The sequence below is a fragment of the Streptomyces silaceus genome (assembly GCF_001419745.1).
In the GTDB taxonomy this organism is placed as follows: Bacteria; Actinomycetota; Actinomycetes; order Streptomycetales; family Streptomycetaceae; genus Streptomyces; species Streptomyces silaceus.
Genome location: NZ_LIRJ01000435.1, coordinates 16,621 through 40,868, shown reverse-complemented (window position 1 = coordinate 40,868; position 24,248 = coordinate 16,621). Strand labels below are relative to the sequence as shown.

Below are 24,248 nucleotides of genomic sequence, written 5' to 3'. Positions count from 1 at the left end.
CCGAGCTCCACGCGCGCGTGGGCGCGCAGCGCGTCCCGCTCGGTGAGCTGCTCGGCGGCCTCGCGGGCCACCTCGCGGCTGAGCCCGCGCTCTTCGAGGAGGTCGGTCAGCTCGGCCAGTTCCGCCTCGGGCTGCTCGCGCAGCTCGCGCTTCTCCACGGCCAGGGCGGCCTTCTCCGAGTCGCGCTGCGTGGACACGGAGACGTATTCGCCCGCGGCCATGGACATGGACCCGGCGAGGAGCCCCGCGAGACCCGCCGTCAGCAGAGTGCTGCGGTCGCCGGTGGCGCCCGCGACGCCGACGACGAGTCCCGCGGTGGACACGATGCCGTCGTTCGCCCCCAGCACGGCGGCCCGCAGCCAGTTGAGCCGGGTGCCGAGGGCACCGCCGTGCGCTTCGTCGTGCGTTGCTTCCGTCATCCAGGGAGCATCGCACCACGGGGCTCACCAGACCCGGACCGACCCTCCCGGGGCGAACACCGGGCTGGTCGCGCCGGCGGGCGTCTCCTCGAGGGGTTCGTCCAGTTCCTGGACCGTGGGTCCCACGCGCGCGGCGATCCGCCCGAGCCGCTCCAGGTCGAAGCCGTAGACGCGGGCCGCGTTGCCGCCGACCATCGCCGCGATCTCGTCCCTGGGCAGCCCGGCGTAGGCGATGCGCAGGCCCTCGCGCGAGAAGGGGTGGGTGCCCTCGTCGTGCGGGTAGTCGCTGCCCCACATGATCTTGTCGAGGCCGATGCGGTCGCGCAGGGCCGCCTCGTGGGGGCGCATGAAGCTCGCGCCCACGAAGCAGTTGTCCCGCCACACCTCGGAGGGGCCCTTGCCCATCGACTCGGCGAGCCCGGCGCCGAACTTCGACTCGGCCGTTCCCGCCGCGTCCTTCTTCGACGCCGCCGCGACCAGCCGCCCGTGGTAGTAGTCCAGCATGCCGAGCACCCCGGGGATCCACCCCGAGCCCTGCTCGGTGAGGACCAGCTTCAGCTCCGGGTGGCGGCGGAAGGCCCCGCCGAAGACGAGGTGCCACAGCGCCCGGTGCGAGAACCACGTCGTCTCGACCATGAACACCGCGCGCGCGGCCGGCTCCTCGCCCAGCGGCGGCGAGGCCGAGCCCGCGTGGTGGTTGACCGGCACGCCCAGCTCGGCGCAGGCCGACCAGATCGGGTCGTACGCCGCCGAGTAGAGCTCCGGCAGGCCCGAGCCCGGCGGGGTGCCGGGCAGCATGAGGCCGCCGGTCAGGCCTGCCTTCGCCGCCCAGCGGATCTCCTGGACGGCCTGCTCGACGTCGTTCAGGAGGATCTGGAAGACGCCCGCCCTGCGCCCCGGGGCCGCCGCGCAGAAGTCCGCGAGCCAGCGGTTGTGGGCGCGCAGCCCGGCCCAGCGCTGCTCGAACTCCTCGCGGGTGGGGGCCGGTGCCATCAGGGAGGCCGAGGGGAAGAACGGCGGGATGGTGTTCGGGAAGACGACCTCGGCGACGATGCCGTCCTCTTCGAGCTCGGCGATGCGGCGGTCGGAGTTCCAGTTGCGGTCGGCGGTGTCCGCGAGCAGGTCCTCGTACGGATTGACGTACGTGGCCGCCCACGCGTCGAACGCGTCGTGGTGGCGGGACTCCAGGTAGTCCCGGTAGTCCAGGAGGTCGGCCCCCGCGTGGCAGTCGGCCGAGATGACGGTGTAGCGGTCCTCGGTGGTGTCCTGCGCGCTCATGCGTCCGCCCCCAGTACCGGGAAGTCGTGGTCGGTCAGCCAGTGGCGGCCCACCTCGCGCGAGCGCGCCCAGGACGCCTCGACCGCCGCCTGGCCGGTGTCGCTCGCGTCCTGGCCGAGGTCGGCGGGGGTGGGACCGATGCGGCGCGCCAGCGGCGCCAGCTTGTCGGTGTCGAAGCCGAACACCTCGGCGGCGGCCAGGCCCAGCATGCGCCGGGTCTCCGTCACCGGGATGTCGTGGAAGGTCTTCCGCAGCCACGCGCGCGTGTCGGGCCAGGTGCCCTCGGGGTGCGGGAAGTCGCTGCCCCACAGGATGTTGTCGACGCCGATCTCGTAGCGCTGGGCGAGCTCGCGGCGCTTGGTGTTGGTGGCGCAGACGAAGACCTGCCGGTCGAGGTACTCGTGCGGGGCGCGCTTCAGCTCCGCGAACGGGGAGAGCTTCTTGCCGCCGTGCGCGCCCAGGTAGAGGCGGTCCATGAACCACAGGAGGTTCGGCAGCCACCAGCAACCGGACTCCGCGACACCGAACCTGAGGCCGGGGTGGCGCTCGAAGACCCCGGACCAGAGCAGGAACCACAGCGGCCGCGCGGGCCACCAGGTCACTTCGGAGACGTAGATCCCGAGGTGGTCGCCGTACTCGTGGCGGGGCGCCGCCCCGGAGTGCGTGACCAGCGGCATCGCGCACTCGGCCGCCGCGGCCCACACGGGGTCGTAACGCCGGTCGTGGTAGGGCGCCTTGTCGACCCACATGGACGGGATCATCAGCGCGCCGAGCCCCGACTCCTTGGCGCGGTGCACCTCGGCGACGACGCGGTCCACCTCGCCGGTGACGGGCAGCAGCGCGACGCCGCAGTGCCGTTCGGGGTGCTCGGACACGAACTCGGCGAGCCAGCGGTTGTGCGCCTGCGCGCCCGCCATGCCGAGGCCGGGGTCCTGGTCGCCGGAGAGGCCGAGGCCCACCCCGAACGGCGCCGCCGTCCGGCTGTCCACGGCGTCCGCGTCGGGGAAGACGACCTCGGCGGCCACCCCGTCGCCGTCCAGTTCCTTGAGGCGCTGCGCGGTGTCCCAGCCGCCGCGCAGGCCCTCCTCGTTGTCCTGGAACCACTTGGCGGCGAACGCGTCGTTGCGGATGCCGAGCCGCGTCGCCTCCTCCCGGCGGGCGTCGCGCTCGCCGAGGAACTGGTCGAAGTCCCGGTGGAAGCGGCTGTCGAGATAGGGCCGGTACTCCTCGGTGGGGAGTCCGGCGTGGCAGTCGGAGGAGATGATCAGGTACGGGTCGTTCTGCTGAGCCGTCATCACACGTCCCTCAGTCGGTCCCGGACGAGCCGTCAGTCCAGGATGAAGCGTTCCAAGTACGCGGGGTCGGCGCGGTCGAGCATCGACCGCGACCTCGCCTCGATCTGCCGGTCGCTGTGCTCGCTCGCGGGCAGCAGCCAGAACCGGCCGGCCGCGATGCCCTCGGCCACGAAGTCCGCGACCTGCTCGACCGGCGTGAACTCCACCTCCTGGCCCGACTCCCGCATCGCGGCCTCCCACTGGTCGAGGCTGCGGTAAGGGGTCCTGCGGGGGCGGGTCTTGGCGTAGCGGTCGGGGCGGTTGCGGTGCGACTCCCACAGTCCGGTGCGCAGCATGTGGGGTCCGGGGAAGAGCACGGAGGCGCCCACGCGCGCGTGCTCGGCCTTCAGATGGGCGTACAGGGACTCGGTCATCGTCACCACGGCCGCCTTGGTGACCGCGTACACGGAGGCGGTCGGCAGCGGCGCGATGCCGCCGTCCGAGGAGGAGGTGTTGACGACGTGGCCCGGCTCGCCGCCCGCGATCATCCGGGGCACGAAGGCCTGGATGCCGTGGAAGACGCCCCAGACGTTGACCTCGAAGGCCCACTTCCAGTCGTTCGGCTCGTGCTCCCACATGCGGCCCTCGGCGCCCGAGCCGACGCCCGCGTTGTTGCACAGCACGTGGACGGCGCCGAACTTCTCGTACGCGTCGTCGGCGAGGGCGAAGACCTGCTCGCGCGAGCCGACGTCGACCACGCGCGCGTGCACCGTCGCCCCGTCCTCGCGCAGCGAGGCGGCCGCCTTCTCCAGGGCGCCCTCCTCCACGTCGGCGAGGACCACCTTCAGGCCGCCCGCCGCGAAGCGCCGCGCCATGGCGAGCCCGATGCCGCTCGCCGCGCCCGTGACGACGGCGACCCGTCCTCGGCTCAGCTCCATCTCAGACGCTCCCCTCGGGCGGCCCGTCGAGGATCTGCGCGGGGTCGTCGTAGCGCTGGTGGACGTAGGGCAGCAGCGCCTGCGCGCTGACGCGCTCGACGACGCGGCCCTGCTGGTCGGTGGTCTTCTCGCCGATGGTGATCTCGACGAGGGCGCGCACCGGGAGGTCGGCCACCGGGTCGTACATCGACTCGCGCAGCACGACGTCGCCGGTGACGGCCTCCAGCTTGCGCAGCTTCTCGTTGCGTACGCAGTGCACGAGCACCGGGTCCCCGTCGAAGCCCGAACCGTCCACCGCGGGCAGGAACTTGAAGTAGAAGTCGGTCTTCTGCGTGGGCTCGGGCAGCGGCAGCGTCCCGCTGACCGCGCCGCGCACCTCCACGAACGCGATGCCGTGCCGGGCGAGCGAGGCCCGCACGACCAGGCCGTCGCGCTCGACCTCGACCTCGCCGAGCTTCTTGGGCTCCCCGAAGACCTCGCGCCCGCCGATCAGTGCCCGCTCATGGGTCATCGGCATCACCAGCGGATACCAGCCCGCCACTCCCCCGTGCTCGGCGGCGACGGACACCGAGCCGGCCCCCAGCGGATAGCCGGGCAGGTCCACCTTGCTGATGTTCGCCCGCACCAGGGGCCGCTCGGTCGGCTTCAGCGGCGGCGGCAGGACCGCCGCGACCGCGTCCGGATCGGTCTCCCAGACGGCCACGACGCCCGTGGACCAGATGTCGGGGAGCTTGGCGCTCGCGGTGCGCGAGGCGGCGATCTCCGCCTCGGTGCGGGCCCCGTAACGTACGCGTGCCATGTCGTACCACCCTTCGTCAGCGCGGACTCGTTTCCGCGACCGGGACTTGCGGGGGGTTCTGTAACACAGTTACAACAGCAGTCGTGAAGGGTAAAGAGACGCGCACGCATCTGGACCGGGAACAGGTCCTCGACACCGCCGCGAACCTCGTCAAGCGGCACGGTCCGCAGGCCCTGACGATGCGGGGCCTCGCCGCGGAGCTCGGCACCGCCGTCACCTCGATCTACTGGCACGTCGGCAACCGCGAGTCCCTTCTGGACGCCCTGGTCGAGCGCACCCTCGACGACCTCGGCGAGATCCGCGCCACCGGCGCCACACCCGAGCGGCGCGTCGTCTCCGTGGCCCGCGCCCTGCGCCGCCGGCTGCGCGACCACCCGCACCTCATCGCGATGGTCCACGAACGCGGCCTGACCGAGCGGATGTTCCTGCCCGCGCAGCGCACCCTGGTCCACGAGGTGCACGCGGCCGGGCTGCGCGGCGCCCGCGCGGCCGAGGCCGTGCGGGCCGTCCAGGCCCACGTCGTCGGCCACGTCCTGGTCGAGCGCTACCGCGAGCGCGCGCCCGCGCAGCACCCGGACGAGGAGGAGCTGTGGACGGCGGAGACCGCGGAGGAGGACCCGGCGCTCGCCCGCGCGCTGGCCGGGCCCCACGACCCGGAGGCCCTGTTCGCCCACTCCGTCGGGGCGCTGGTGAGGGGGCTGCTGCGATCCGGGAACTGACGCGCCGTGGACCGGGCGGACGACGCCGCGCGGCGCGGGAACCGGCCGTCGGCGCGGCCCGGGGGCGCTGACTGTCGGTGGCGGCCCGTATCCTCATGGACCATGCTCGAAGACCGCACGACCGCAGCGTCCGCAGCCCCCTGGCCGGCCGCGTACCCAACGGGGTACGCGGTCGTCGACGTGGAGACCACCGGCCTGGCCCGCGACGACCGCATAGTGTCGGCCGCCGTCTACCGCGTGGACGCCCGGGGCGAGATCGAGGACCACTGGTACACGCTGGTCAACCCCCAGCGCGATCCCGGCCCGGTCTGGATCCACGGCCTCACCAGCGACATGCTCGCGGACGCGCCGCTCTTCAAGGACGTCGCCGAGGAGTTCTCCAGCCGCCTCGACGGCCGCGTCCTCGTCGCGCACAACGCCGTCTTCGACTGGTCGATGATCGCGAGGGAGTACGCACGCGCGGAGCGCACCGCGCCCGTGCGCCAGCGCCTGTGCACCATCGCGCTCTCCAAGGAGCTCGCCCTTCCGCTGCCCAACCACAAGCTGGAGTCCCTGGCCGCGCACTTCGGCGTCGAGCAGCGCCACGCGCACAACGCCCTGGACGACGCGCGCGTGCTCGCCGAGGCGTTCCGCCCCAGCCTGCACGCGGCGGCCGGCGGCAACGTCCGCCTGCCGCTGCTGGAGTGCCGCCCCCTCACCGAGTGGACCGACGGCGCGCCACGCATCGTCCGCCAGCCGACGGGCCCGTCGCCGGCGTCCTCGTACCGGCCCGGCAGTTGGCGCCCCTCGCGCAAGCGCCCGGCGTGCCCGTATCCGAACCCGGGGCGCTACGAAGCGGGCAAACCGCTCAAGCAGGGCATGCGGGTGGCGTTCTCCGGGGACACCTCCGTGGAGCGCGAGCTCCTGGAGGACCGCGCCATCGACGCCGGGCTGCACATCGCGACGAGTGTGTCCCGCCTCACCAGCCTCCTCGTCACCAACGACCCGGACTCGGGCACCTCCAAGACGACGAAGGCGCGGTCGTTCGGCACCCCGGTCATCGACGAGGCGGCCTTCGGCCAGCTGTTGCAGGACGTGGCACCCGCCGGGGAGACCCCGCCGTCAGACGGGTGATTGCCGCACGACTCGCCCGCCGCCCGCTCGCACCGCACCGCCGTGGCGCCCACCCTGTGGCGCATGGCACGTTGCGAGGTCTGCGGAAACGACTACGGCATGTCCTTCGAGGTGCACGCGCAGGGCGCGGTGCACGTCTTCGACTGCTTCTCCTGCGCCATCCACCGCATGGCGCCGATCTGCGAGCACTGCCGGTGCCGCATCATCGGGCAGGGCGTCGAGGTGGAGGGCCACTGGTACTGCGGCGCCCACTGTTCACGGGCGGAGGGTCGGGTGGGCATCGTCGACAAGGTCTGACCGGCTCACCCCGACCCCACCCTCAAACGCCCCACGGCCCTGGTTGTACGGTCGTGGGGTGTACCGCTTCCTGTTGACTCGGCAGTGGGTGATCCTCACCCTCATCGGCCTCGTGCTCATCCCCGTGATGGTCGAGCTGGGTTTCTGGCAGCTGCACCGCCACGAGCACCGCGTCGCGCAGAACCAGCGGATCTCCGACGCGCTGGCCGCCGCCCCGGTCCCGGCCGAGAAGCTCACCTCGCCCGGCCACGAGGTGCCCGACAAGGATCTCTACCGCCGGGTGAGCGCCAAGGGGACGTACGACCCGACGCACGAGGTCGTCGTGCGGCGCCGCACCAACTCCGACGACGAGGTCGGCTTCCACGTCCTGACCCCCTTCGTCCTGGACGACGGCAAGGTCCTGCTCGTCAACCGCGGCTGGATCCCCGCCGACGGCCCGCAGACGGCCTTCCCGAAGATCCCCGCACCCGCGAAGGGCGAGATCACCGTCACCGGCCGCCTGATGGCCGACGAGACGTCCGCGGCCAGCGGCATCAAGGACGTCCGCGGTCTGCCGGACCGTCAGATCATGCTGATCAGCAGCGGCCAGCAGGCCGACGCCCTCGGCAAGCAGGTCCTCGGCGGCTACATCGAGCTGACGTCGCCCGAGGCGCGCGACGGCTCGCCCCAGCTGATCGGCGAGCCCGACCACAGCGGCATCGGCGCGCACATGGCGTACGCGGTCCAGTGGTGGCTGTTCGCCGCGGGCGTCCCCATCGGCTGGGTCGTCCTGGTCCGCAGGGAGGTCCGCGACCGCGCGGCCGAGGAGGCCGCCGCCAAGGAGTCGGAGCCCGTGGCGGTCTGAGGCGCGGTCCCACCCGTCACTGCCGGGCCGATTGACACGGGCCCTCGCCGGGAAGCCGTCCACCGTGCCCCACCCCATCGAAGATCACGCCCTCATCGGCGACCACCAGACCGCCGCCCTGGTCGACAGGCACGGCTCCATGGACTGGCTCTGTCTGCCCCGGTTCGACTCCGCCGCCTGCTTCGCCGCGCTGCTCGGCGACGAGGAGAACGGCCACTGGCGCATCGCCCCCAAGGGCGCGGGCCCCTGCACCCGCCGTGCCTACCGCGCCGACTCCCTCGTCCTGGACACCGAGTGGGACACCGAGGACGGCTCCGTCCGCGTCACCGACTTCATGCCGCAGCGCGACCACGCCCCCGACGTCGTCCGCGTCGTCGAGGGCCTCAAGGGCTCCGTCACCGTCCGCGGCACGCTCCGGATCCGCTTCGACTACGGCTCGGTCGTGCCGTGGGTGCGCAACGAGGACGGCCACCGCGTCGCGGTCGCGGGCCCCGACTCCGTGTGGCTGCGCAGCGAGCCGTCCGTGCGCACCTGGGGCCACGCCTTCGCCACCCACTCCGAGTTCACCGTCAAGGAGGGCGAGAAGGTCGCGTTCGTCCTCACCTGGCATCCCTCGCACGAGCCGCGCCCGCCCCTCGTCGACCCCCACGAAGCGCTGCGCGCCAGCCTGGAGGACTGGCGCGCCTGGGTGGCCCGCTGCCACTACGACGGCACGCACCGCGACGCCGTCGTCCGCTCCCTCATCACCCTCAAGGCCCTGACCTACGCACCCACCGGCGGCATCGTGGCCGCCCCCACCACCTCCCTGCCGGAGGAGATCGGCGGCGTACGCAACTGGGACTACCGCTACTGCTGGCTGCGCGACGCCACCCTCACCCTGCGGGCGCTGATCACGGCCGGCTATCTGGAGGAGGCGCAGGCCTGGCGGGACTGGCTGCTGCGCGCGGTCGCGGGCGACCCGGCCGACCTGCAGATCGTGTACGGCCTCTCCGGGGAGCGGCGCCTTCCCGAGCACGAGCTGCCCTGGCTGTCCGGCCACGCGGACTCGGCCCCGGTCCGCATCGGCAACGCGGCCGAGAAACAGCTCCAGCTCGACGTGTACGGCGAGGTCGTCGACTCCCTCGCCCTGGCGCACCGTTCGGGCCTGGCGACCCGCCCGCACGGCTGGAACCTCCAGCTGTGCCTGCTGGAGTTCCTGCGCGAGAAGTGGCGGGAGCCGGACCAGGGCCTGTGGGAGGTGCGGGGCCCGCGCCGCCACTTCGTGTACTCGAAGGTCATGGTCTGGGTCGCCGCGGACCGCACGGTGCGTTCCCTGGAGGCGGACCCGCGGCTGCGCGGCGACGCCGACCGCTGGCGCAAGCTGCGCGACGAGGTCCACCGCGAGGTGTGCGAGCGCGGCTACGACGCGGAGCGCAACACCTTCACGCAGTCCTACGGCTCCGCCGGACTGGACGCGTCGCTGCTGCTCATCCCGCGCCTCGGCTTCCTGCCGCCGGACGACCCGCGCGTCATCGGCACGATCGAGGCGGTCCGCGCCGAACTGGGCCACGACGGCCTGCTGCGCCGCTACAGCACGGAGGAGGCGGCCGACGACGGGCTGCCCGGCGGGGAGGGCGCCTTCGTCGTCTGCTCGTTCTGGCTGGCGGACGCCCTGCACCTGGCGGGGCGCACGAAGGAGGCGCGCGAGCTGTTCGAGCGGCTGCTCGCACTCCGCAACGACGTGGGGCTGCTCGCGGAGGAGTACGACCCCGTGGCCGGCCGGCAGCTGGGGAACTTTCCGCAGGCATTCAGCCATATCGGACTGGTGAGTACCGCCCTCGCGCTCTTCGGCGGGGACGCGGGAGGATAGGAGCCATGGATCTTGGACTGAAAGACCGTGTCTACGTAGTCACCGGCGCCACCCGCGGCCTCGGCAACGCCACCGCGCGTGAGCTGGTCGCCGACGGCGCGAAGGTCGTCCTCACCGGCCGCGACGAGAAGACCGCCGCGGAGGCCGCCGCCGAACTGGGCCCGAACGCGGTGGGCGTCGCCGCCGACAACGCCGACCCGGCCGCCGCCGAGCGGCTGGTCGCCGCGGCGCGCGAGCACTTCGGCGGCTTCGACGGCGTCCTGGTGAGCGTCGGCGGACCCGCGCCGGGCTTCGTCGCGGACAACACCGACGAGCAGTGGCAGGCGGCCTTCGAGTCGGTCTTCCTCGGCGCCGTGCGGCTCGCCCGCGGCGCGGCCGCCGAGCTCGGCGAGGGCGGCGTCATCGCCTTCGTGCTCTCCGGTTCGGTGTACGAGCCGATCGCGGGCCTGACGATCTCGAACGGCCTGCGCCCCGGGCTCGCCGGGTTCGCCAAGTCCCTCGCGGACGAGCTGGGCCCGCGCGGCATCCGCGTCCTCGGGGTGCTCCCCGGCCGCATCGCCACCGACCGCATGCGCCAGCTGGACGGCCTCTCCCCCGACCCGGAGGCCACCCGCGCCGCCAACGAGTCGGGCATCCCGCTGCGCCGCTACGGCACGCCCGAGGAGTTCGGCCGCACCGCCGCGTTCCTGCTCTCGCCGGCGGCGTCGTACCTCACGGGCATCATGGTGCCGGTGGACGGCGGGGCGCGCGCCGGCTTCTGACGGCGCCCGCGCGAAGGCCCGCGGGGCTCAACTCACGCGTTCGGCACGGTGTTTGACGCCGCGCAGCCGGACCGTGGCGGGCAGGCTCGCCAGGCCCGCCGAGTCGCGGGCGTGCGCGAGGGCCTGCGCGGAGAGCAGGTGCAGCGCGTCGGACGGCGTGGCGTGGGGTTCGAGCACGAGCTCCACGCGCGCCTGCGGCGTGCTGCGCCGTCCGGTCAGCATGACCTGGGCGCGCTCGACGCCGTCGAGGGTCTCGGCCTCGCCGGTCAGGACGCTCTCCATGGCGCGGCCGCGCAGCAGCGCGCCCTCGCCGTCGCCGGTCTCCACCAGGACCTCGCCGAGGCGGTGTCTGCGCAGCTGGGCCGAGAGCCACCACAGCGCGAGCAGCACGAGGACCGCGAGGACGGCGATGACCGTGGGCCAGAACCATCCGTCGCCGCGCCAGCGGGCCCGGTCCGCCGCGCTGACCAGCACGTCGCGGCGCCCGTCGTGGATCCACCACGAGGGCGGGTCCGCCCCGAGTCCGACGGCGAGCACGGAGCCGCCGAGGACGAGCAGGACGAGCCCGGCCAGGGCCAGGACCACACGGTTGACGGTGCTCAGCATCGCGCTCACCCCTTCCGGCCGGGCCGGGCCACATGCACGGAGAGACCGGGCGCCCGTGCGAGGCCCAGGTCACGGATGCCGTCGGCGAGTGTCGCGTCCAGGTCGCCGCGTACGTCGTCGAGTTCACGGAAGTGCGAGACGGCGCGCACGTCCACCTTGGAGCGCGTCATGCGCACCCGCACGGACTGCACGCCGGACACGTCCATGGCCCGGTCGCGCAGCACCATGGCGGCGGCGCCCCGGTGCAGCCCGGCGCGTACGTCGGAGTGGGTGCGGCGCATCGGCAGGAGCGCGCGCAGCCCGGGGGTCGCGGCGAGCACGATGAGCCACACCCCGGCGAGCGCCGCGACGGCGGCCCCGGCGAGCACCGCGGTGTCCTCCAGGGGCCGTTCACCCAGCTGGTGGGCCAGTTCGCGCCGCCACCACATCGCGGGGTGGTCGGCGCGCACGGCCACGACGTCGTACAGGAGCAGTCCCGCGCCGCCGAGGAGCAGCAGCGCGAGGACGGCCGCGGGCACCCGGCGGGGCGACCAGAAGCGGGGTGCCTTCTCGTCGCTCTCCGAGAGGGTGGGCAGCGGCTGGTAGGCCGCCGCGGACGCCGACTGGCCGAACTCGCTCTCCGCCTGCTCGATGACCGGCAGCGGCTGGGTGCCGCCCCCTTGGGGTTCGCTCACCGTGTCCTCCCCTGTGCCGCGGCGCGTACCTGCGCCGAGTGCAGCCGCTCCACCTGGACGGCCACCTCGGGCACATCCATTCCCGCCAACGCCTTTACCCGCTGGGCGACATGGCGACGCACGGCACCGCACTGACCGCCGATGTCGCAGGGGTAGTCGAGCTCCAGGCTGATGCGGACGCGGGCGGTGTCGTGCCGCACGGACACCGTGGCGTGCGGGGCTGCGCCGTCGGCGGGCACCGACGCGACGGCCTCGCGCGCCGCCCGTGCGGCGATCTTGGCGACGACCCGGTCGGCGATCCGGGTCGCACCGCGCTCACCGGGCGCGACCTGTGCCGCCACCGCTCACCGCCGCCGGTCGCCGCGGGCGCGGAAGAAGTCGCCGGGTTCGAGGTCCCCCTCCAGGAACCGGCCGGCCACGAAGCCGATGGCGCCCAGGGCTGCCACCAGCAGGAACGCCCCGAATCCGCCGAAGTATCCGGCGAAGCCCAGTGCCATTCCGGCCACCATGCCGATCACGGCCATGCTCATCGTGCGCTCCTTTGTGAGGCGTCCCGCTACTGCAGGCGTCCCTGCGGCTCGTCGTCGTCCTCATCGGGCAGTTTCACGTCGCTCACGGCGAGGTTGACCTCGACGACCTCGAGCCCGGTCATGCGCTCGACGGCCGCGATCACGTTCTCCCGCACGTCGTGCGCGACATCCGCGATCGACACGCCGTACTCGACGACGATCTCCAGGTCGAGCGCGGTCTGCACCTCGCCGACCTCGGCCTTCACGCCGCGCGTCACGGACTTCGAACCGCCGGGGACCCGGTCCCGCACCGCTCCGAAGGTCCGGGCGAGGCCGCCGCCCATCGCGTGGACGCCGGCCACGTCGCGCGCGGCGAGCCCGGCGATCTTCTCGACGACGCCGTCCGCGATGGTGGTGCGGCCCCGGGTCGCCGGGTCACCGCCGCCCCGCCTGGTCGTGGACGTCGCCGCGGTCTCGTCCGGGGACTCCTTCTCCGGAGTCCGAGACGTCTTCCGCTGTTCGGTGTCGGTCATCGTCGGTCCCGTCCCTTTCGACAGGGGATCTTCTCGTTCGAGAGGATCTGCTCCTTTGCCCACACTAAGTGCGATGGCGCGGCAACGCGCCAGGGATGCGGCAGTCTGGACCCATGACAGGTGAGAGTTGGACCCGGGCGGTGCGCCGACAGCTCGGCCTGGGACGCGTGCTGCCCCTGGGCGGCACGGGAGACGGCATTTGGGTGACGGAATCGGCGGTGGACGGCGCGTTGCGCCAGGCGGCCCAGTCGGTCGCGGGCGTGCGTCTGGGGGCGGTGCGCGTCGCCCTGGCCGATCCGGAGGAGGCGTCGGTCGCGGCGGTGCCTGCACCGCCGAGCGCGCTGCCGCCGGGACCGCTGCGCATCACCGCGGAGTTCGCGGCCGCCACGGCCGGACCGCTGCCCGAGGCGGCGGACCGGCTGCGCGGCGCGCTCACCGGGGCGGCGGAGCGGCTCGGCCTGGCGGCCGACGAGGTGGACCTGCGGGTGACGGGGCTGCTCGACGGGGACGACGGCGGCGGGGACGGCCTCCCCGAGGCGCGCCGGGTGCCCGCGGCGGCCCAGCAGCCCGGGGGTGACGACGACGAAGCGCGCGCCGCGCGGGCCGCCCTGGCGGTGCCGGGGGTGGCCCGGCTGACCGGGGCGCTCGGGCGGGCCGTGCACATCGAGCGGCAGCCGGCCGCGGACACGCTGCCGCGCCGCCATGTGCGGGTGGAGCTCGCGACGGACCGCGGGCACCGCGCCCTGGACGTGGCGCTCGCGGTCCGTGCGGCGGTCGGTGCCGCCCTGGCGGACCACCCTTCGGTGGCCGTGCTGATCACCGGGGTGGGCCTGGAGCCGACCGGGAAGGATTGACGGGCGCGCGTCAGTCGCCGAGGCCCGCCAGGTCGCGCAGCCGGCGGCCCTGGGCGGCGCGCTCGGCGACGCGCTGCTCCTCGTACGTACGGTCCGCGGCGCCCTGGAGCAGCGCCTTGGTCTCGATGACCGCGTCGCGCGGCGCGGCGATGAGCGCGGCGGCGAGGTCCTTGGCCGCCGCGTCGAGCTGGTCCGCGGGCACGACGAGGTTGGCGAGGCCCACGCGCTCGGCCTCGTCCGCGTGCACGAACCGTCCGGTCGCGCAGATCTCCAGGGCGCGGGCATAGCCGACGAGCCCCACGAGCGGATGCGTGCCGGTGAGGTCGGGGACCAGGCCCAGGCTGGTCTCGCGCATGGCGAACTGCACGTCGTCCGCCGCGATCCGCAGATCGCAGGCGAGCGCGAGCTGGAAACCCGCACCGATGGCATGCCCCTGGACGGCGGCGATGGACACGATGTCGCTGCGCCGCCACCAGGTGAACGCCTCTTGGTACTCGGCGATGGTCGCGTCGAGAACGGAGTCCTCGCCGCGTGCCATGTCGAGGAACGACGGCTCGCCGTCGAAGCCCTCGGGCGTGAACGCCTGCCGGTCCAGGCCCGCGGAGAAGGACTTGCCCTCCCCGCGCAGCACCACGACGCGGACGCTGCCCGGCAGCAGCCGACCTGCCTCGCTCAACGCCCTCCACAGCGCGGGAGATTGGGCGTTGCGCTTGGCCGGATTGGTCAGCGTCACCGTGGCGACGGCCTCGTCGATGGTGAGGCGTACGCCGTCCTTGTCGAGAACCGGTGCGAGCTCGCTGTCGGACGAAGCCATGGGGTGCCTCCGATGGGATGCAGTCGGACCGGACGCATGGAAGCGCCCGTAAGTGACTGCACAGTAACCACCCGGCCGAACAGCCGGCCGACCGGGTGGTCACCATCGGACCATGGGACAGCGTGCCGCCTGCCGTCAGCCGGCGGCGGCCTTCTTGCCACGCGTCGCCCCGCCGCGTCCCCGCAGCGTGACGCCGGACTCGCTGAGCATCCGGTGCACAAAGCCGTACGAACGGCCGGTCTCCTCGGCCAACGCCCGGATGCTCGCACCGCCGTCGTACTTCTTCTTCAGGTCTGCCGCGAGCTTGTCGCGCGCGGCGCCGGTAACCCGGCTGCCCTTCTTCAGAGTCTCGGCCACCCGTGCCTCCTCATGGGAAGTGCGCTCTGGACTTCTCATGATCACCCCTCCTGGGCTTCCTGGCCACCCATTCGGCAAGGTCCGTACGACGAGGTTTGCCGCTCCTGGAGCGGCCACCACGAGCGGAATTAACGATTCCGCACGTCGGATTCCGTACGGCCGAACGGGTTGCGGGACGAACCGCCAGGTCAGCGCGGTGCGGGCTGGAGGGGCGGGCCGCATGCCCGTCCACCGGCAAAATCCGTGTATGCCACACCTCGGTACGAGGACAGCTCACACAGATGGGGGATCACGGATCGGCCGAATGATCCATACGCAGTGGATCAATGGTTCGATCAAGCGGTGTGGACGCCCGGCGCCGGTGCGGCGGGCGCCGCCGCACCGGGTCCCGGCGGCTCAGGCGAGCGCGACGAGGTCGGCGTAGTCCTGGCCCCACAGGTCCTCGACACCGTCCGGCAGCAGGATGATCCGCTCCGGCTGGAGAGCCTCGACCGCGCCCTCGTCGTGCGTGACGAGGACGACCGCGCCCTTGTAGGTGCGCAGCGCGCCGAGGATCTCCTCGCGGCTGGCCGGGTCGAGGTTGTTGGTGGGCTCGTCGAGCAGCAGGACGTTGGCCGAGGAGACGACCAGGGTCGCGAGCGCGAGCCGGGTCTTCTCACCGCCGGAGAGCACGCCGGCCGGCTTGTCGACGTCGTCTCCGGAGAAGAGGAACGAGCCGAGCGTCTTGCGCACCTCGACCAGGTCCAGGTCGGGGGCGGCCGAGCGCATGTTCTCCAGGACCGTGCGCTCCGGGTCGAGGGTCTCGTGCTCCTGGGCGTAGTAGCCGAGCTTGAGGCCGTGGCCCTCGATGACCTGCCCGGTGTCGGGCTTCTCGGCGCCGCCGAGGAGGCGGAGCAGGGTGGTCTTGCCCGCGCCGTTGAGACCGAGGATGACGACGCGCGAGCCCTTGTCGATGGCCAGGTCGACGTCGGTGAAGATCTCCAGGGATCCGTACGACTTCGACAGGCCCTCGGCCATGAGCGGCGTCTTGCCGCACGGCGAGGGCTCGGGGAAGCGCAGCTTGGCGACCTTGTCGGACTGGCGCACCTCCTCCAGGCCGGCGAGGAGCTTGTCGGCGCGCTTGGCCATGTTCTGCGCGGCGACCGTCTTGGTGGCCTTGGCGCGCATCTTGTCGGCCTGCGCGTTCAGCGCGGCGGCCTTCTTCTCGGCGTTCTGCCGCTCGCGCTTGCGGCGCTTCTCGTCGGCCTCGCGCTGCTGCTGGTAGAGCTTCCAGCCCATGTTGTAGACGTCGATCTGGGAGCGGTTCGCGTCCAGGTAGAAGACCTTGTTGACGACCGTCTCCACCAGGTCGACATCGTGGGAGATCACGATGAAGCCGCCGCTGTACGTCTTGAGGTAGTCGCGCAGCCAGACGATCGAGTCCGCGTCGAGGTGGTTCGTCGGCTCGTCGAGCAGGAGCGTGTCCGCGTCCGAGAAGAGGATGCGGGCCAGCTCGATGCGGCGGCGCTGACCGCCGGAGAGCGTGTGCAGGGGCTGGCCGAGCACGCGGTCCGGCAGGTTGAGCGCGGCGGCGATGGTGGCGGCCTCGGCCTCGGCGGCGTACCCGCCCTTGGTGAGGAACTCCGTCTCCTGGCGCTCGTACTGACGCAGGGCCTTGGCCTGCGTGGCGCCCGTGCCGGTCGCGATGCGCTGTTCGTTCTCCCGCATCTTGCGCATCAGGACGTCGAGGCCGCGCGCGGAGAGGATGCGGTCGCGGGCGAGCACGTCGAGGTCGCCGGTGCGGGGGTCCTGCGGGAGGTAGCCCACCTCTCCGGAGCGGGCGATCGTGCCGCCTGCGGGGATGCCCTCACCCGCGAGGCACTTGGTGAGGGTGGTCTTGCCCGCTCCATTGCGGCCGACGAGGCCGATGCGGTCGCCCTTCGCGATACGGAAGGTGGCGTTCTCGATGAGGATGCGGGCGCCGGCGCGCAGCTCGATGCCGGAAGCGGTGATCACGGGTTACTCCAGAAGCAGAGTGGACGGCGAGGGACGACTGGGTGCTCGGGAGCGGGGGCTATGCCGTCCAACTGAGGAGAGGAGCTGCCATGGCAGCCAGTCTAACGGGCCACCGCAACTAGTTTTCCGGGCGACTGTCGCCGCGGAAGGGCCGCTCGCCGTCGCCGTTGCCCAGCGGAGTGCGGCCGGGAACGATTCTTCCGTAGTCGTCCACCGCCACGACCTGGGCGGTCCAGGGGGTGTTCGGGCCCGCGCACGGCTGGGCGATCAGGAGGGCGTCGCCGCGGCGCACCGAGCGCGCGGGCTCGAAGGCGCAGCCGGGGCGGGCGGGCAGCACCCAGCGCAGGTCGCCGTCGGCGGTGCGGTAGGCGGCGATGCGGTGCGGGGTGACGACGGCCAGCATGCGGGCGTCCGGGGTGAGCGGCTGCAGGACACCGGCGCCGCCGCGCGCGGCCGGGGTGCGCAGCCAGTCGGCGCCGCCGGGGACGGCCCGGTGCCAGCGCACGGAGCCGCCGTCGGCGCGCGCGGTGTCGGTGACCAGGCCGTCGCTCCAGAGCGCGAAGGCGTGGCCCGGGGCGGCGAGGACCGTGGCGGGCCGGCGGCCCTCGCGCGTGTACGTCCAGCGCGGGGCGCCGCTCCTGGTGTCGTACGCCTCCACGGCGGCGCCCCGCGTGCGCAGCCCGGGGTCCGCGGCGCCGTTCTCACCGTCCACGCGCGCGTGGACGGTGAGGTGGTCTCCGTAGGGGGCGGGTCGCGCGTGGTGGGCGGCGGTGACGAGGGGGACCGCGAGCAGGGCGAGGGCCACGGGGAGCACGATCCGGGTGCCGCGGCGGACGGCCGGGGCCGTGGTCGTCCCGTGCGGCAGGCCGGTCGTCCGGGGCGCCGGGTCGGCCGCTGGAAGCGGGTGGGCGGTTCCGGTCGCGGAGGCCGGGCTGCCGCTTCCGGTCGCCGGAAGCGGCAGGTCGGCCGGCGGGCGCGGGCGCGTGGGCGTCCGGAGCGGGTGAGTGGACATGACGCCCCCCTTCGGTACCACTGCCCATGGATCAGGCGCAGAGCGTAGCCGCGAGGGCCGGGGCGGCCGCCGCATCGCCGGGCGACACGGCGCGGGGAGCGGTCTGCGTCCCCCGTTCGGACCTCCGTCCGGCGCCCGGCAGGAGCGGGCATATCAGGATGAAGTGGCCGATGGTTCGGTGCGGGGCGACGGGTGTCGTCCCCGGTGCGAGGCAGAGGGGTGCGCCCATGCAGTTCGACGACGACGCCGATCTGGACACCTCCGAGGTCCAGGATGTGCGCGGCAGTCGGATCCCCGGCGGCCGGGCCACCGTGGGCGGCGGCATCGCCGGGCTCATCGCGCTGGTCCTCGGCCTGTTCTTCGGAGTGGGGCCCGAGCAGCTCGGGCTGTCCTCCGGCAACGACGAGCCCGCCGCGTCCTCCTCGTCGCTCGCGCAGGTGCAGCAGGGCTGCCGCACCGGCCAGGACGCGAACACCAAGGACGACTGCCGCATCGTGGCGGTGGTCAACAGCGTCCAGGACTTCTGGCGCCCCGAGTTCCGGCGCAGAGGCGCCTCGTACTCCCCCGCGCAGACCGTCCTGTTCAGCAACCGCGTGGGCACGGCCTGCGGCACCGCGTCGTCGGCGGTCGGGCCGTTCTACTGCCCCGGCGACCGGAAGGTCTATCTGGACCTCGGGTTCTTCGACGAGCTGCGGACGAAGTTCGGCTCCACCGGCGGCCCCTTCGCCCAGGCGTACGTCGTGGCCCACGAGTACGGGCACCACGTGCAGAACCTGATGGGGACCCTGCAGCGCTCCCAGGACGGGCGCACCGGACGCGACAGCAACGCGGTCAAGGTCGAGCTGCAGGCCGACTGCTACGCCGGCGTCTGGGCGCGGCACGCGACCCGCACCCCGGACGACCGCACGGGCAAGCCGCTGCTCAGCAGCCTGGACGACGCCGACATCCGGGACGGCCTGGACGCGGCGGCCGCGGTGGGCGACGACCGCATCCAGGAGAAGTTCCAGGGCAGGGTCACCCCCGAGTCCTGGACGCACGGCTCGGCCGAGCAGCGCCAGCAGTGGTTCTACCAGGGCTACCGCACCGGCGACATGGGCCAGTGCAACACCTTCCGCTGAGACACGGATCCGATCGGAGCGAGGGCATGGCAGGCGACGACGGCGGGCGGCCGAGCATCTTCCCGACCCTCCTGTACGCGGACGCGAAGGCCGCGATCGCGCAGCTGACGGAGGCCTTCGGCTTCACCGAGGTGAGTGTGTACGAGGGCGAGGACGGCCGCGTCGTGCACGCCGAACTGGCCCAGGGCAACGGCGCGGTGATGCTCGGCTCCCGGGGCACGGGCAGCGTCTACGACCGGGCGATGGCGGGCGCAGGGCCGTGCGGCGTGTACGTCGTCGTGGACGACGTCGACGCCCACCACCGGCACGCCAAGGAGCACGGCGCGGAGATCCTGATGCCCCCGACCGACCAGGACTACGGCTCGCGGGACTACCTGGCCCGGGACGCCGAGGGCAACGTATGGAGTTTCGGCACGTACGCCCCCGGGATCAGGGCCTGACCCCCGGGGCGCCCGGTCACTCGCCGCCGGTGTGCACCTGGAAGGCGGCGCGGCGCATGGCCTTGGCGAGCGCCGGGTCCGGGTGGGCCGCGGCGAGGGCGACCAGGACCTGGACGGTGCGGGGGTGCCCGGCGCGGCGCACCTCGTCGAGCAGCGCGGGAACGGTCGGCTGGACCGCCGACTCCAGGTGCCGCACGAGGATCTGGGCCTCGCCGTGGTCCGCGACGGCCGCCGCGGTGTCGATCCACAGCCAGGTGGACTCCTCGCGGGTCAGCACGAAGTGGACGTCCTCGGGGTCGGTGCCCTCCTGCTCGGCGAGCCACAGCAAGGCGTAGGGGCGCAGCGGGACCTCGTCGACGACGGCCCTGACCTCGGCCTCGGCCGGCGCGCCGACCACCCGCAGCGCCTCGAAGGCGAGGCCGCGCAGCAGGGCGTCCTCGCCCCGGGCGGCGGCGAGGAGGTCGGTGACGGCGCTGGTGACGGTGCGGGCGGCGAGCCAGGCGCGGTACTCGGCACGCGCCGCGTTCGGCCGCAGGCGGGCGCAGCCGCGCAGCATGTCCTCGGCGGACTGCTCGATGTGCCCGGCGGGGCTCTGCGCGGCGACGCAGATCTGCTCCAGCTTGACCCAGACCGCCCAGCTGCCCAGCGGGGTGAGCGTGGCCTGGCCGTCGGCGCAGGTGAGCGCGCCGACGGCGGCGAGGTCGGCCGCGGGGTCCGCGGTGTCGAAGGCCGCGAGCAGCAGCCCCTCGGTGGACTCGGGCAGCCCCATGTTCGCGAGCGCGTTCACGGCCTTCACGGTCGTACGGTCCATCAGTTCGAGCAGCGAGGGGACGTGGCCGCCCTCCATGATCGCGCACACCGCGTCGCAGGCCGCCTTCGTCGAGGCGAATTCGGCCGCCAGGACCAGCTGCCGGGGCGGCTGCGGCTTGAGCGCGAGGACGGCGCGCACGACGATGCCGAGGCTGCCCTCGGAGCCCACGAACAGCCGCGTGAGGTCGTATCCGGCGACGCCCTTGGCGGTGCGGCGTCCCGTGCTCATGAGGCGCCCGTCGGCGAGGACGACGTCGAGCCCGAGGACGTACTCCGCCGTGACCCCGTACTTCACGCAGCACAGGCCCCCGGAGGCGGTGCCGATGTTCCCGCCGATGGTGCACGTCTCCCAACTGGAGGGATCCGGCGGGTAGTACAGGCCGTGCTCGCCCACCGCGCGCGACAGCGTGGCGTTGACGACGCCCGGTTCGACGACGGCGATCCGGTCGACGGGGCTGATCTCCAGGATGCGGTCCATCTTGACGAGGGACAGGACGATGCACCCCTCGCTCGCGTTCGCGGCGCCGGACAGGCCGGTGCGGGCGCCCTGCGGGACGACGGGGATGCGCAGCTCGGTGGCCGTGCGCATCACGTGCTGGACCTGTTCGACGGTGCGCGGCAGGACCACGACGGCGGGGGTGCCCGCCTCACAGAAGCTGGCCATGTCGTGGGCGTACGAGGAGGTGACGTCCGGGTCGGTGAGGACCGCCTCGGCCGGGAGGCCCTCCTGAAGGCGTTCGATGAGGGTGCGGCTCATGATCACAGCCTCGCACCCGGGGCCATCGGTGTGAACCCGTGTGCGACGCCCTTCCACATGCCGGGATGTGCTCTTCGTATTGAAGTGTTTGACGCACAGTGAGGCCCATGAAGCCTTCGGTGAAGCGTGTGCTGATCGGCTCCGTCGCGGGGAGCGTGGTGCTCGGCGGCCTCCTCGTGCTGCTGCCGTCGGACGACGGGGACGCGGCGCCGCCCGTGCTCGGGCCCGCCGGGCGGGCGATGGCGGCCGTGGGTGCGGGCGCCCCCGCCGCCCTGCCGGACCTGGCCGCGCTCATCGGGGAGCGCGAGGCGCATCTGCGGGCGCACCCCGGCGACGACCAGTCCTGGGCGGTGCTCGGTTCGGCGTACGTCGCACGGGGCGTACGGACCGCGGACGCCGCCGCCTATCCGAAGGCGGAGAACGCCCTGCGCGCCTCGCTGAAGGCGCGGCCCGAGGGCAACGCGGAGGCGTTCGCGGGGCTCGCGGCGCTGGCGAACGCCCGGCACGACTTCCGTGCCGGGAAGATGTGGGGCGAGCGCGCGGCCAGGTCCGCGCCGAAGCGCTGGACCTCCTATCCCGCGCTGATCGACGCCTACAGCGGGCTCGGCGACGCGAAGGGCGTCGGCAGGGCCCTGGAGTCCTTGCAGGAACTCGGCTCGGGTCCTTCGGTGATGGCGCGGGCCGGGCAGGTCTACCGGGACCGCGGCTGGCGCGAGGACGCGAACGCCGCGCTCACCGACGCCGCGGCGCTCGCCGAGGCCCCGGCGGAGAAGGCGGCGTGCCTGTACCGGGTCGGGGAGCTGGCGTGGGAGCGGGGCGAGCCGACGGAGGCGCTGCGCTACTACGACGCGGCGCTGGCCGCCGACGCCGAGCACCATCCCGCGCTCGCGGGCCGGGGCCGCGCCCTGGCCGCGCTGGGCCGCTCGTCGGAGGCGCTGCAGGCCTACCGCTCGGCGCTCGCCCGGCAGCCGCTCCCCCAGTACGCCCTGGAACTGGGCGAGTTGTACGAGTCGCTGCGGCTGGGTCCGGCGGCACGGGCCCAGTACGACCTGCTGCGCACGCGCGTGACGCAGGAGGGCGCGGGCGGCGTCAACAACGAACGGATCCTCGGGCTCTTCGAGGCCGACCACGGGGACCCGGACGCGGCGGTGGAGCGGCTCACCGCGGAGTACGAGCGGCACGGCAGCCCGGAGACGGCGGACGCGCTGGGCTGGGCGCTGCACCGGGCCGGGGACGGGGAGGGCGGCCTCAAGCTCGTCACGAAGGCGATGGACAAGGGGCCGCGCAGCGCGCTGTTCGCCTTCCACCGGGGGCAGATCGAGCGGGAGTTGGGCTACTACGGCGCCGCGCGGCGCCACCTGGGCGAGGCCCTGCGCATCAACCCCTACTTCTCGCCGCTGGGCGTTCCCGTCGCGAAGGCGGCGCTGGAGGCGCTGGGGGACCCACCCGAGGGTGGGCCCGCCCAGATGTACGCGCCTCGGCCGGTGACACCGCGCAAGGCGGCGCCCCGTCAGGGGCGCGGGGAACTGCGCGACCAGCCCCCACCGGCCCGCGGCCGGGCCGGGACGCCGAATCGCCGGACGGGTCCGGGGAATCCGAGCCTGTCCGGCGACTGAGGACGAGCTGGGCGCAGCCCGCGATCGACGGTGCCTAGAGGTTGCCGCGCTTCTCCTGCTCGCGCTCGATCGCCTCGAACAGGGCCTTGAAGTTGCCCTTGCCGAAGCCCATCGAGCCGTGGCGCTCGATCATCTCGAAGAAGACCGTCGGGCGGTCCTGGACCGGCTTGGTGAAGATCTGCAGGAGGTAGCCGTCCTCGTCGCGGTCGACGAGGATCTTCAGCTCGCGCAGGGTCTCGACGGGCACGCGGGTCTCACCGGCCCACTCGCCGAGGGTGTCGTAGTACGAGTCGGGGGTGTCCAGGAACTGCACGCCCGCCGCGCGCATGGTGCGCACGGACTCGACGATGTCGTTCGTGGCGAGCGCGATGTGCTGGACGCCCGCGCCGCCGTAGAACTCCAGGTACTCGTCGATCTGCGACTTCTTCTTGGCGATGGCCGGCTCGTTGATCGGGAACTTCACCTTGAGGGTGCCGTCCGCGACCACCTTGGACATCAGCGCCGAGTACTCGGTCGCGATGTCGTCGCCCACGAACTCCTTCATGTTCGTGAAGCCCATGACCTTGTTGTAGAAGCCGACCCACTCGTTCATCTTGCCGAGCTCGACGTTGCCGACGCAGTGGTCGATCGCCTGGAAGGTGCGCTTGGCGGGCGGGTCGACGATCGGGTTCGCGGCCACGAAACCGGGCAGGTAAGGGCCGTCGTAGTCGGTGCGCTCGACCAGGGTGTGGCGGGTCTTGCCGTACGTGGCGATCGCGGCGAGGACGACCGTGCCGTTCTCGTCCTTCTCCTCGTACGGCTCCGTGATCCCGCGGGCGCCGTGCTCGACGGCGTAGGCGTACGCGGCGCGCGCGTCCGGCACCTCGATGGCGAGGTCGACCACGCCGTCGCCGTGCTCGGCGACGTGGGAGGCGAGGAAGGTGCCCCACTCGGTGGAGGCCTTGATGACGGAGGTGAAGACGAAGCGGGCGGCGCCGTTCGTGAGCACGTAACTCGCGGTCTCGCGGCTGCCGTTCTCCGGTCCGGAGTAGGCGACCAGCTTCATGCCGAACGCGGTGCAGTAGTAGTGCGCCGCCTGCTTGGCGTTGCCCACGGCGAAGACGACCGCGTCCATTCCCTTGACCGGGAAGGGGTCGGCCTCGCGCGCGGTGTCGGGGGTGGTGTGAGTGGTGGTCTCAGTCATGGTCCGAGGCTCCCGCCGATCCACAAGGTGCGCAATAGTTCGCGTTTTCAGTGGTCAATCTGTCCAGGCAGTGGCCAGGATGGGCGGGCTATCTGTACATCATGACCATCACGGAGGCGTCATGGCGATCGATCATCTGGACGGGAGACTCATCGTGCTCCTGGCGCGGGAGCCGCGTATCGGGGTTCTTGAGGCGTCCCGCAGGCTCGGCGTCGCGCGCGGCACGGTGCAGGCGCGCATGGACCGGCTTCAGTCCAATGGAGTCATCCGGGGCTTCGGGCCCGAGGTCGATCCGGCGGCGCTCGGCTACCCCGTGACGGCCTTCGCGACCCTGGAGATCAAACAGGGCCAGGGGGCGGACGTGCGCGCCCATTTGGCGTCGGTCGCCGAGGTCCTCGAACTGCACACCATCACGGGCCACGGCGACATGCTCTGCCGTCTGGTGGCCCGGTCCAACGCCGATCTCCAACGTGTGATCGACCGGGTGGTGGGTTTTGATGGCATCGTCCGGGCCTCCACGGCGATCGTCATGGAGAACCCCGTACCGCTGCGGATCATCCCGCTGGTGGAGCAGGCGTCCGAGGACCCCTGAGGCAGGAGCGCCGACGACCCCGGCCACGGGAGCCGGGGCCCGAGTCCAAGACCGCTGAGACCCTTCGGAAAGACGAGGTGAGCACTT

At 73.0% G+C, this 24,248-nt stretch carries 26 protein-coding genes and 1 pseudogene; 11 read left to right on the top strand and 16 right to left on the bottom strand.

Annotated elements, in window-relative coordinates:
* From AOK22_RS32985 to AOK22_RS32965, 5 genes are all read right to left on the bottom strand, one after another.
* Window positions 1–419, bottom strand: a 419-nt coding sequence (locus AOK22_RS32985; protein ID WP_208606477.1) for a VIT1/CCC1 transporter family protein, incomplete at its 3' end; no start/stop codon positions are given.
* 24 nt (window positions 420–443) lie between these two features.
* Window positions 444–1,697, bottom strand: coding sequence for an amidohydrolase family protein (locus AOK22_RS32980; protein WP_055702387.1), 1,254 nt, complete (start codon window positions 1,695–1,697; stop codon window positions 444–446).
* A complete protein-coding gene (locus AOK22_RS32975) occupies window positions 1,694–2,992 on the bottom strand; it encodes an amidohydrolase family protein (protein WP_055702386.1) in 1,299 nt (432 codons plus the stop codon). Before AOK22_RS32975 ends, AOK22_RS32980 begins: the two co-directional genes overlap by 4 nt.
* 32 nt (window positions 2,993–3,024) lie before the next feature.
* On the bottom strand, window positions 3,025–3,909 hold the full coding sequence (locus AOK22_RS32970; RefSeq protein WP_055702385.1) for an SDR family NAD(P)-dependent oxidoreductase: 885 nt from the start codon (window positions 3,907–3,909) through the stop codon (window positions 3,025–3,027).
* Between the two features lies 1 nt (window position 3,910).
* Window positions 3,911–4,708, bottom strand: coding sequence for an acetoacetate decarboxylase family protein (locus tag AOK22_RS32965; protein ID WP_055702384.1), 798 nt, complete (start codon window positions 4,706–4,708; stop codon window positions 3,911–3,913).
* 83 nt (window positions 4,709–4,791) lie between these two features.
* On the opposite strand from AOK22_RS32965, the gene AOK22_RS32960 reads away from it, so the two are divergent.
* The 6 genes from AOK22_RS32960 (at window position 4,792) to AOK22_RS32935 (ending at window position 10,291) form a co-directional block, all read left to right on the top strand.
* The gene (locus AOK22_RS32960) at window positions 4,792–5,427 is read left to right on the top strand and encodes a TetR/AcrR family transcriptional regulator (RefSeq protein WP_055702383.1); all 636 of its coding nucleotides are present in this window, start codon (window positions 4,792–4,794) and stop codon (window positions 5,425–5,427) included.
* Window positions 5,428–5,529: 102 nt separating this feature from the next.
* Window positions 5,530–6,540 carry a DEDDh family exonuclease gene (locus tag AOK22_RS32955; protein WP_055702382.1) on the top strand — a complete coding sequence of 337 codons (1,011 nt, stop codon included), beginning with the start codon at window positions 5,530–5,532 and terminating at the stop codon, window positions 6,538–6,540.
* Between the two features lie 63 nt (window positions 6,541–6,603).
* The gene (locus tag AOK22_RS32950) at window positions 6,604–6,837 is read left to right on the top strand and encodes a hypothetical protein (protein WP_055702389.1); all 234 of its coding nucleotides are present in this window, start codon (window positions 6,604–6,606) and stop codon (window positions 6,835–6,837) included.
* Between the two features lie 58 nt (window positions 6,838–6,895).
* On the top strand, window positions 6,896–7,681 hold the full coding sequence (locus tag AOK22_RS32945; protein WP_055702381.1) for an SURF1 family cytochrome oxidase biogenesis protein: 786 nt from the start codon (window positions 6,896–6,898) through the stop codon (window positions 7,679–7,681).
* 64 nt (window positions 7,682–7,745) lie between these two features.
* A complete protein-coding gene (locus tag AOK22_RS32940; protein WP_055702380.1) occupies window positions 7,746–9,530 on the top strand; it encodes a glycoside hydrolase family 15 protein in 1,785 nt (594 codons plus the stop codon).
* A gap of 5 nt (window positions 9,531–9,535) precedes the next feature.
* A complete protein-coding gene (locus AOK22_RS32935; protein ID WP_055702379.1) occupies window positions 9,536–10,291 on the top strand; it encodes an SDR family oxidoreductase in 756 nt (251 codons plus the stop codon).
* A 27-nt stretch (window positions 10,292–10,318) separates the two neighbouring features.
* On the opposite strand, the gene amaP is transcribed toward AOK22_RS32935, so the two are convergent.
* Genes amaP through AOK22_RS32910 form a run of 5 tightly spaced genes read right to left on the bottom strand, consistent with a single transcriptional unit; the run spans window position 10,319 to window position 12,613 of the window.
* A complete protein-coding gene (gene amaP, locus AOK22_RS32930) occupies window positions 10,319–10,897 on the bottom strand; it encodes an alkaline shock response membrane anchor protein AmaP (protein WP_055702378.1) in 579 nt (192 codons plus the stop codon).
* A 5-nt stretch (window positions 10,898–10,902) separates the two neighbouring features.
* A complete protein-coding gene (locus AOK22_RS32925; RefSeq protein ID WP_055702377.1) occupies window positions 10,903–11,571 on the bottom strand; it encodes a DUF6286 domain-containing protein in 669 nt (222 codons plus the stop codon).
* Complete coding sequence (locus AOK22_RS32920) at window positions 11,568–11,912, bottom strand: Asp23/Gls24 family envelope stress response protein (RefSeq protein ID WP_055702376.1); 345 nt, start codon at window positions 11,910–11,912, stop codon at window positions 11,568–11,570. The genes AOK22_RS32925 and AOK22_RS32920 overlap by 4 nt, the downstream gene beginning before the upstream one ends.
* A gap of 3 nt (window positions 11,913–11,915) precedes the next feature.
* Complete coding sequence (locus AOK22_RS32915) at window positions 11,916–12,101, bottom strand: hypothetical protein (protein WP_055702375.1); 186 nt, start codon at window positions 12,099–12,101, stop codon at window positions 11,916–11,918.
* 26 nt (window positions 12,102–12,127) lie between these two features.
* Window positions 12,128–12,613, bottom strand: a complete 486-nt coding sequence (locus AOK22_RS32910) for an Asp23/Gls24 family envelope stress response protein (RefSeq protein ID WP_055702374.1) — start codon at window positions 12,611–12,613, stop codon at window positions 12,128–12,130.
* Window positions 12,614–12,726: 113 nt separating this feature from the next.
* On the opposite strand from AOK22_RS32910, the gene AOK22_RS32905 reads away from it, so the two are divergent.
* Complete coding sequence (locus AOK22_RS32905) at window positions 12,727–13,467, top strand: hypothetical protein (protein ID WP_055702373.1); 741 nt, start codon at window positions 12,727–12,729, stop codon at window positions 13,465–13,467.
* A 10-nt stretch (window positions 13,468–13,477) separates the two neighbouring features.
* Here AOK22_RS32905 and AOK22_RS32900 read toward each other — a convergent pair whose 3' ends face one another.
* From AOK22_RS32900 to AOK22_RS32885, 4 genes are all read right to left on the bottom strand, one after another.
* Complete coding sequence (locus AOK22_RS32900) at window positions 13,478–14,281, bottom strand: enoyl-CoA hydratase/isomerase family protein (RefSeq protein WP_055702372.1); 804 nt, start codon at window positions 14,279–14,281, stop codon at window positions 13,478–13,480.
* Window positions 14,282–14,416: 135 nt separating this feature from the next.
* A complete protein-coding gene (locus AOK22_RS32895; protein ID WP_055550175.1) occupies window positions 14,417–14,638 on the bottom strand; it encodes a helix-turn-helix domain-containing protein in 222 nt (73 codons plus the stop codon).
* Window positions 14,639–15,034: 396 nt separating this feature from the next.
* Window positions 15,035–16,633: an ABC-F family ATP-binding cassette domain-containing protein gene (locus AOK22_RS32890; RefSeq protein ID WP_055702371.1), complete on the bottom strand. Its 1,599-nt coding sequence runs from the start codon at window positions 16,631–16,633 to the stop codon at window positions 15,035–15,037.
* A 118-nt stretch (window positions 16,634–16,751) separates the two neighbouring features.
* Entirely contained in the window at window positions 16,752–17,645 is an 894-nt protein-coding gene (locus AOK22_RS32885) for a PQQ-binding-like beta-propeller repeat protein (protein ID WP_244165204.1), read from the bottom strand.
* Window positions 17,646–17,872: 227 nt separating this feature from the next.
* Between AOK22_RS32885 and ypfJ the strand changes: the two genes are divergently transcribed.
* The gene (gene ypfJ / locus AOK22_RS32880) at window positions 17,873–18,763 is read left to right on the top strand and encodes a KPN_02809 family neutral zinc metallopeptidase (protein ID WP_055702370.1); all 891 of its coding nucleotides are present in this window, start codon (window positions 17,873–17,875) and stop codon (window positions 18,761–18,763) included.
* A 26-nt stretch (window positions 18,764–18,789) separates the two neighbouring features.
* The gene (locus AOK22_RS32875; protein ID WP_055702369.1) at window positions 18,790–19,203 is read left to right on the top strand and encodes a VOC family protein; all 414 of its coding nucleotides are present in this window, start codon (window positions 18,790–18,792) and stop codon (window positions 19,201–19,203) included.
* A 646-nt stretch (window positions 19,204–19,849) separates the two neighbouring features.
* Here the strand turns inward: AOK22_RS32875 and AOK22_RS42320 are convergent.
* A pseudogene (locus tag AOK22_RS42320) lies at window positions 19,850–20,770 on the bottom strand (FAD-binding oxidoreductase); the annotation flags it as partial.
* 107 nt (window positions 20,771–20,877) lie between these two features.
* Here AOK22_RS42320 and AOK22_RS32865 point away from each other — a divergent pair.
* Window positions 20,878–22,386: a tetratricopeptide repeat protein gene (locus AOK22_RS32865; protein ID WP_055702368.1), complete on the top strand. Its 1,509-nt coding sequence runs from the start codon at window positions 20,878–20,880 to the stop codon at window positions 22,384–22,386.
* A 34-nt stretch (window positions 22,387–22,420) separates the two neighbouring features.
* Here the strand turns inward: AOK22_RS32865 and hppD are convergent, their stop codons facing one another.
* Window positions 22,421–23,569, bottom strand: a complete 1,149-nt coding sequence (gene hppD, locus AOK22_RS32860) for a 4-hydroxyphenylpyruvate dioxygenase (RefSeq protein ID WP_055702367.1) — start codon at window positions 23,567–23,569, stop codon at window positions 22,421–22,423.
* A 121-nt stretch (window positions 23,570–23,690) separates the two neighbouring features.
* Between hppD and AOK22_RS32855 the strand changes: the two genes are divergently transcribed.
* Window positions 23,691–24,161, top strand: a complete 471-nt coding sequence (locus tag AOK22_RS32855; protein ID WP_055702366.1) for an Lrp/AsnC family transcriptional regulator — start codon at window positions 23,691–23,693, stop codon at window positions 24,159–24,161.
* Window positions 24,162–24,248: the final 87 nt, after the last annotated feature.

What these genes read in the sequence shown, in the direction of transcription:
- ypfJ (WP_055702370.1), top strand. Translation starts at nt 17,873, where the DNA reads ATGCAGTTCGACGACGACGCCGATCTGGACACCTCCGAGGTCCAGGAT.
- AOK22_RS32970 (WP_055702385.1), bottom strand. Translation starts at nt 3,909, where the DNA reads ATGGAGCTGAGCCGAGGACGGGTCGCCGTCGTCACGGGCGCGGCGAGC.
- AOK22_RS32865 (WP_055702368.1), top strand. Translation starts at nt 20,878, where the DNA reads ATGAAGCCTTCGGTGAAGCGTGTGCTGATCGGCTCCGTCGCGGGGAGC.
- AOK22_RS32875 (WP_055702369.1), top strand. Translation starts at nt 18,790, where the DNA reads ATGGCAGGCGACGACGGCGGGCGGCCGAGCATCTTCCCGACCCTCCTG.
- AOK22_RS32965 (WP_055702384.1), bottom strand. Translation starts at nt 4,708, where the DNA reads ATGGCACGCGTACGTTACGGGGCCCGCACCGAGGCGGAGATCGCCGCC.
- AOK22_RS32900 (WP_055702372.1), bottom strand. Translation starts at nt 14,281, where the DNA reads ATGGCTTCGTCCGACAGCGAGCTCGCACCGGTTCTCGACAAGGACGGC.
- AOK22_RS32905 (WP_055702373.1), top strand. Translation starts at nt 12,727, where the DNA reads ATGACAGGTGAGAGTTGGACCCGGGCGGTGCGCCGACAGCTCGGCCTG.
- AOK22_RS32885 (WP_244165204.1), bottom strand. Translation starts at nt 17,645, where the DNA reads ATGTCCACTCACCCGCTCCGGACGCCCACGCGCCCGCGCCCGCCGGCC.
- AOK22_RS32955 (WP_055702382.1), top strand. Translation starts at nt 5,530, where the DNA reads ATGCTCGAAGACCGCACGACCGCAGCGTCCGCAGCCCCCTGGCCGGCC.
- AOK22_RS32935 (WP_055702379.1), top strand. Translation starts at nt 9,536, where the DNA reads ATGGATCTTGGACTGAAAGACCGTGTCTACGTAGTCACCGGCGCCACC.
- AOK22_RS32910 (WP_055702374.1), bottom strand. Translation starts at nt 12,613, where the DNA reads ATGACCGACACCGAACAGCGGAAGACGTCTCGGACTCCGGAGAAGGAG.
- AOK22_RS32855 (WP_055702366.1), top strand. Translation starts at nt 23,691, where the DNA reads ATGGCGATCGATCATCTGGACGGGAGACTCATCGTGCTCCTGGCGCGG.
- AOK22_RS32975 (WP_055702386.1), bottom strand. Translation starts at nt 2,992, where the DNA reads ATGACGGCTCAGCAGAACGACCCGTACCTGATCATCTCCTCCGACTGC.
- AOK22_RS32980 (WP_055702387.1), bottom strand. Translation starts at nt 1,697, where the DNA reads ATGAGCGCGCAGGACACCACCGAGGACCGCTACACCGTCATCTCGGCC.
- hppD (WP_055702367.1), bottom strand. Translation starts at nt 23,569, where the DNA reads ATGACTGAGACCACCACTCACACCACCCCCGACACCGCGCGCGAGGCC.
- amaP (WP_055702378.1), bottom strand. Translation starts at nt 10,897, where the DNA reads ATGCTGAGCACCGTCAACCGTGTGGTCCTGGCCCTGGCCGGGCTCGTC.
- AOK22_RS32915 (WP_055702375.1), bottom strand. Translation starts at nt 12,101, where the DNA reads ATGAGCATGGCCGTGATCGGCATGGTGGCCGGAATGGCACTGGGCTTC.
- AOK22_RS32950 (WP_055702389.1), top strand. Translation starts at nt 6,604, where the DNA reads ATGGCACGTTGCGAGGTCTGCGGAAACGACTACGGCATGTCCTTCGAG.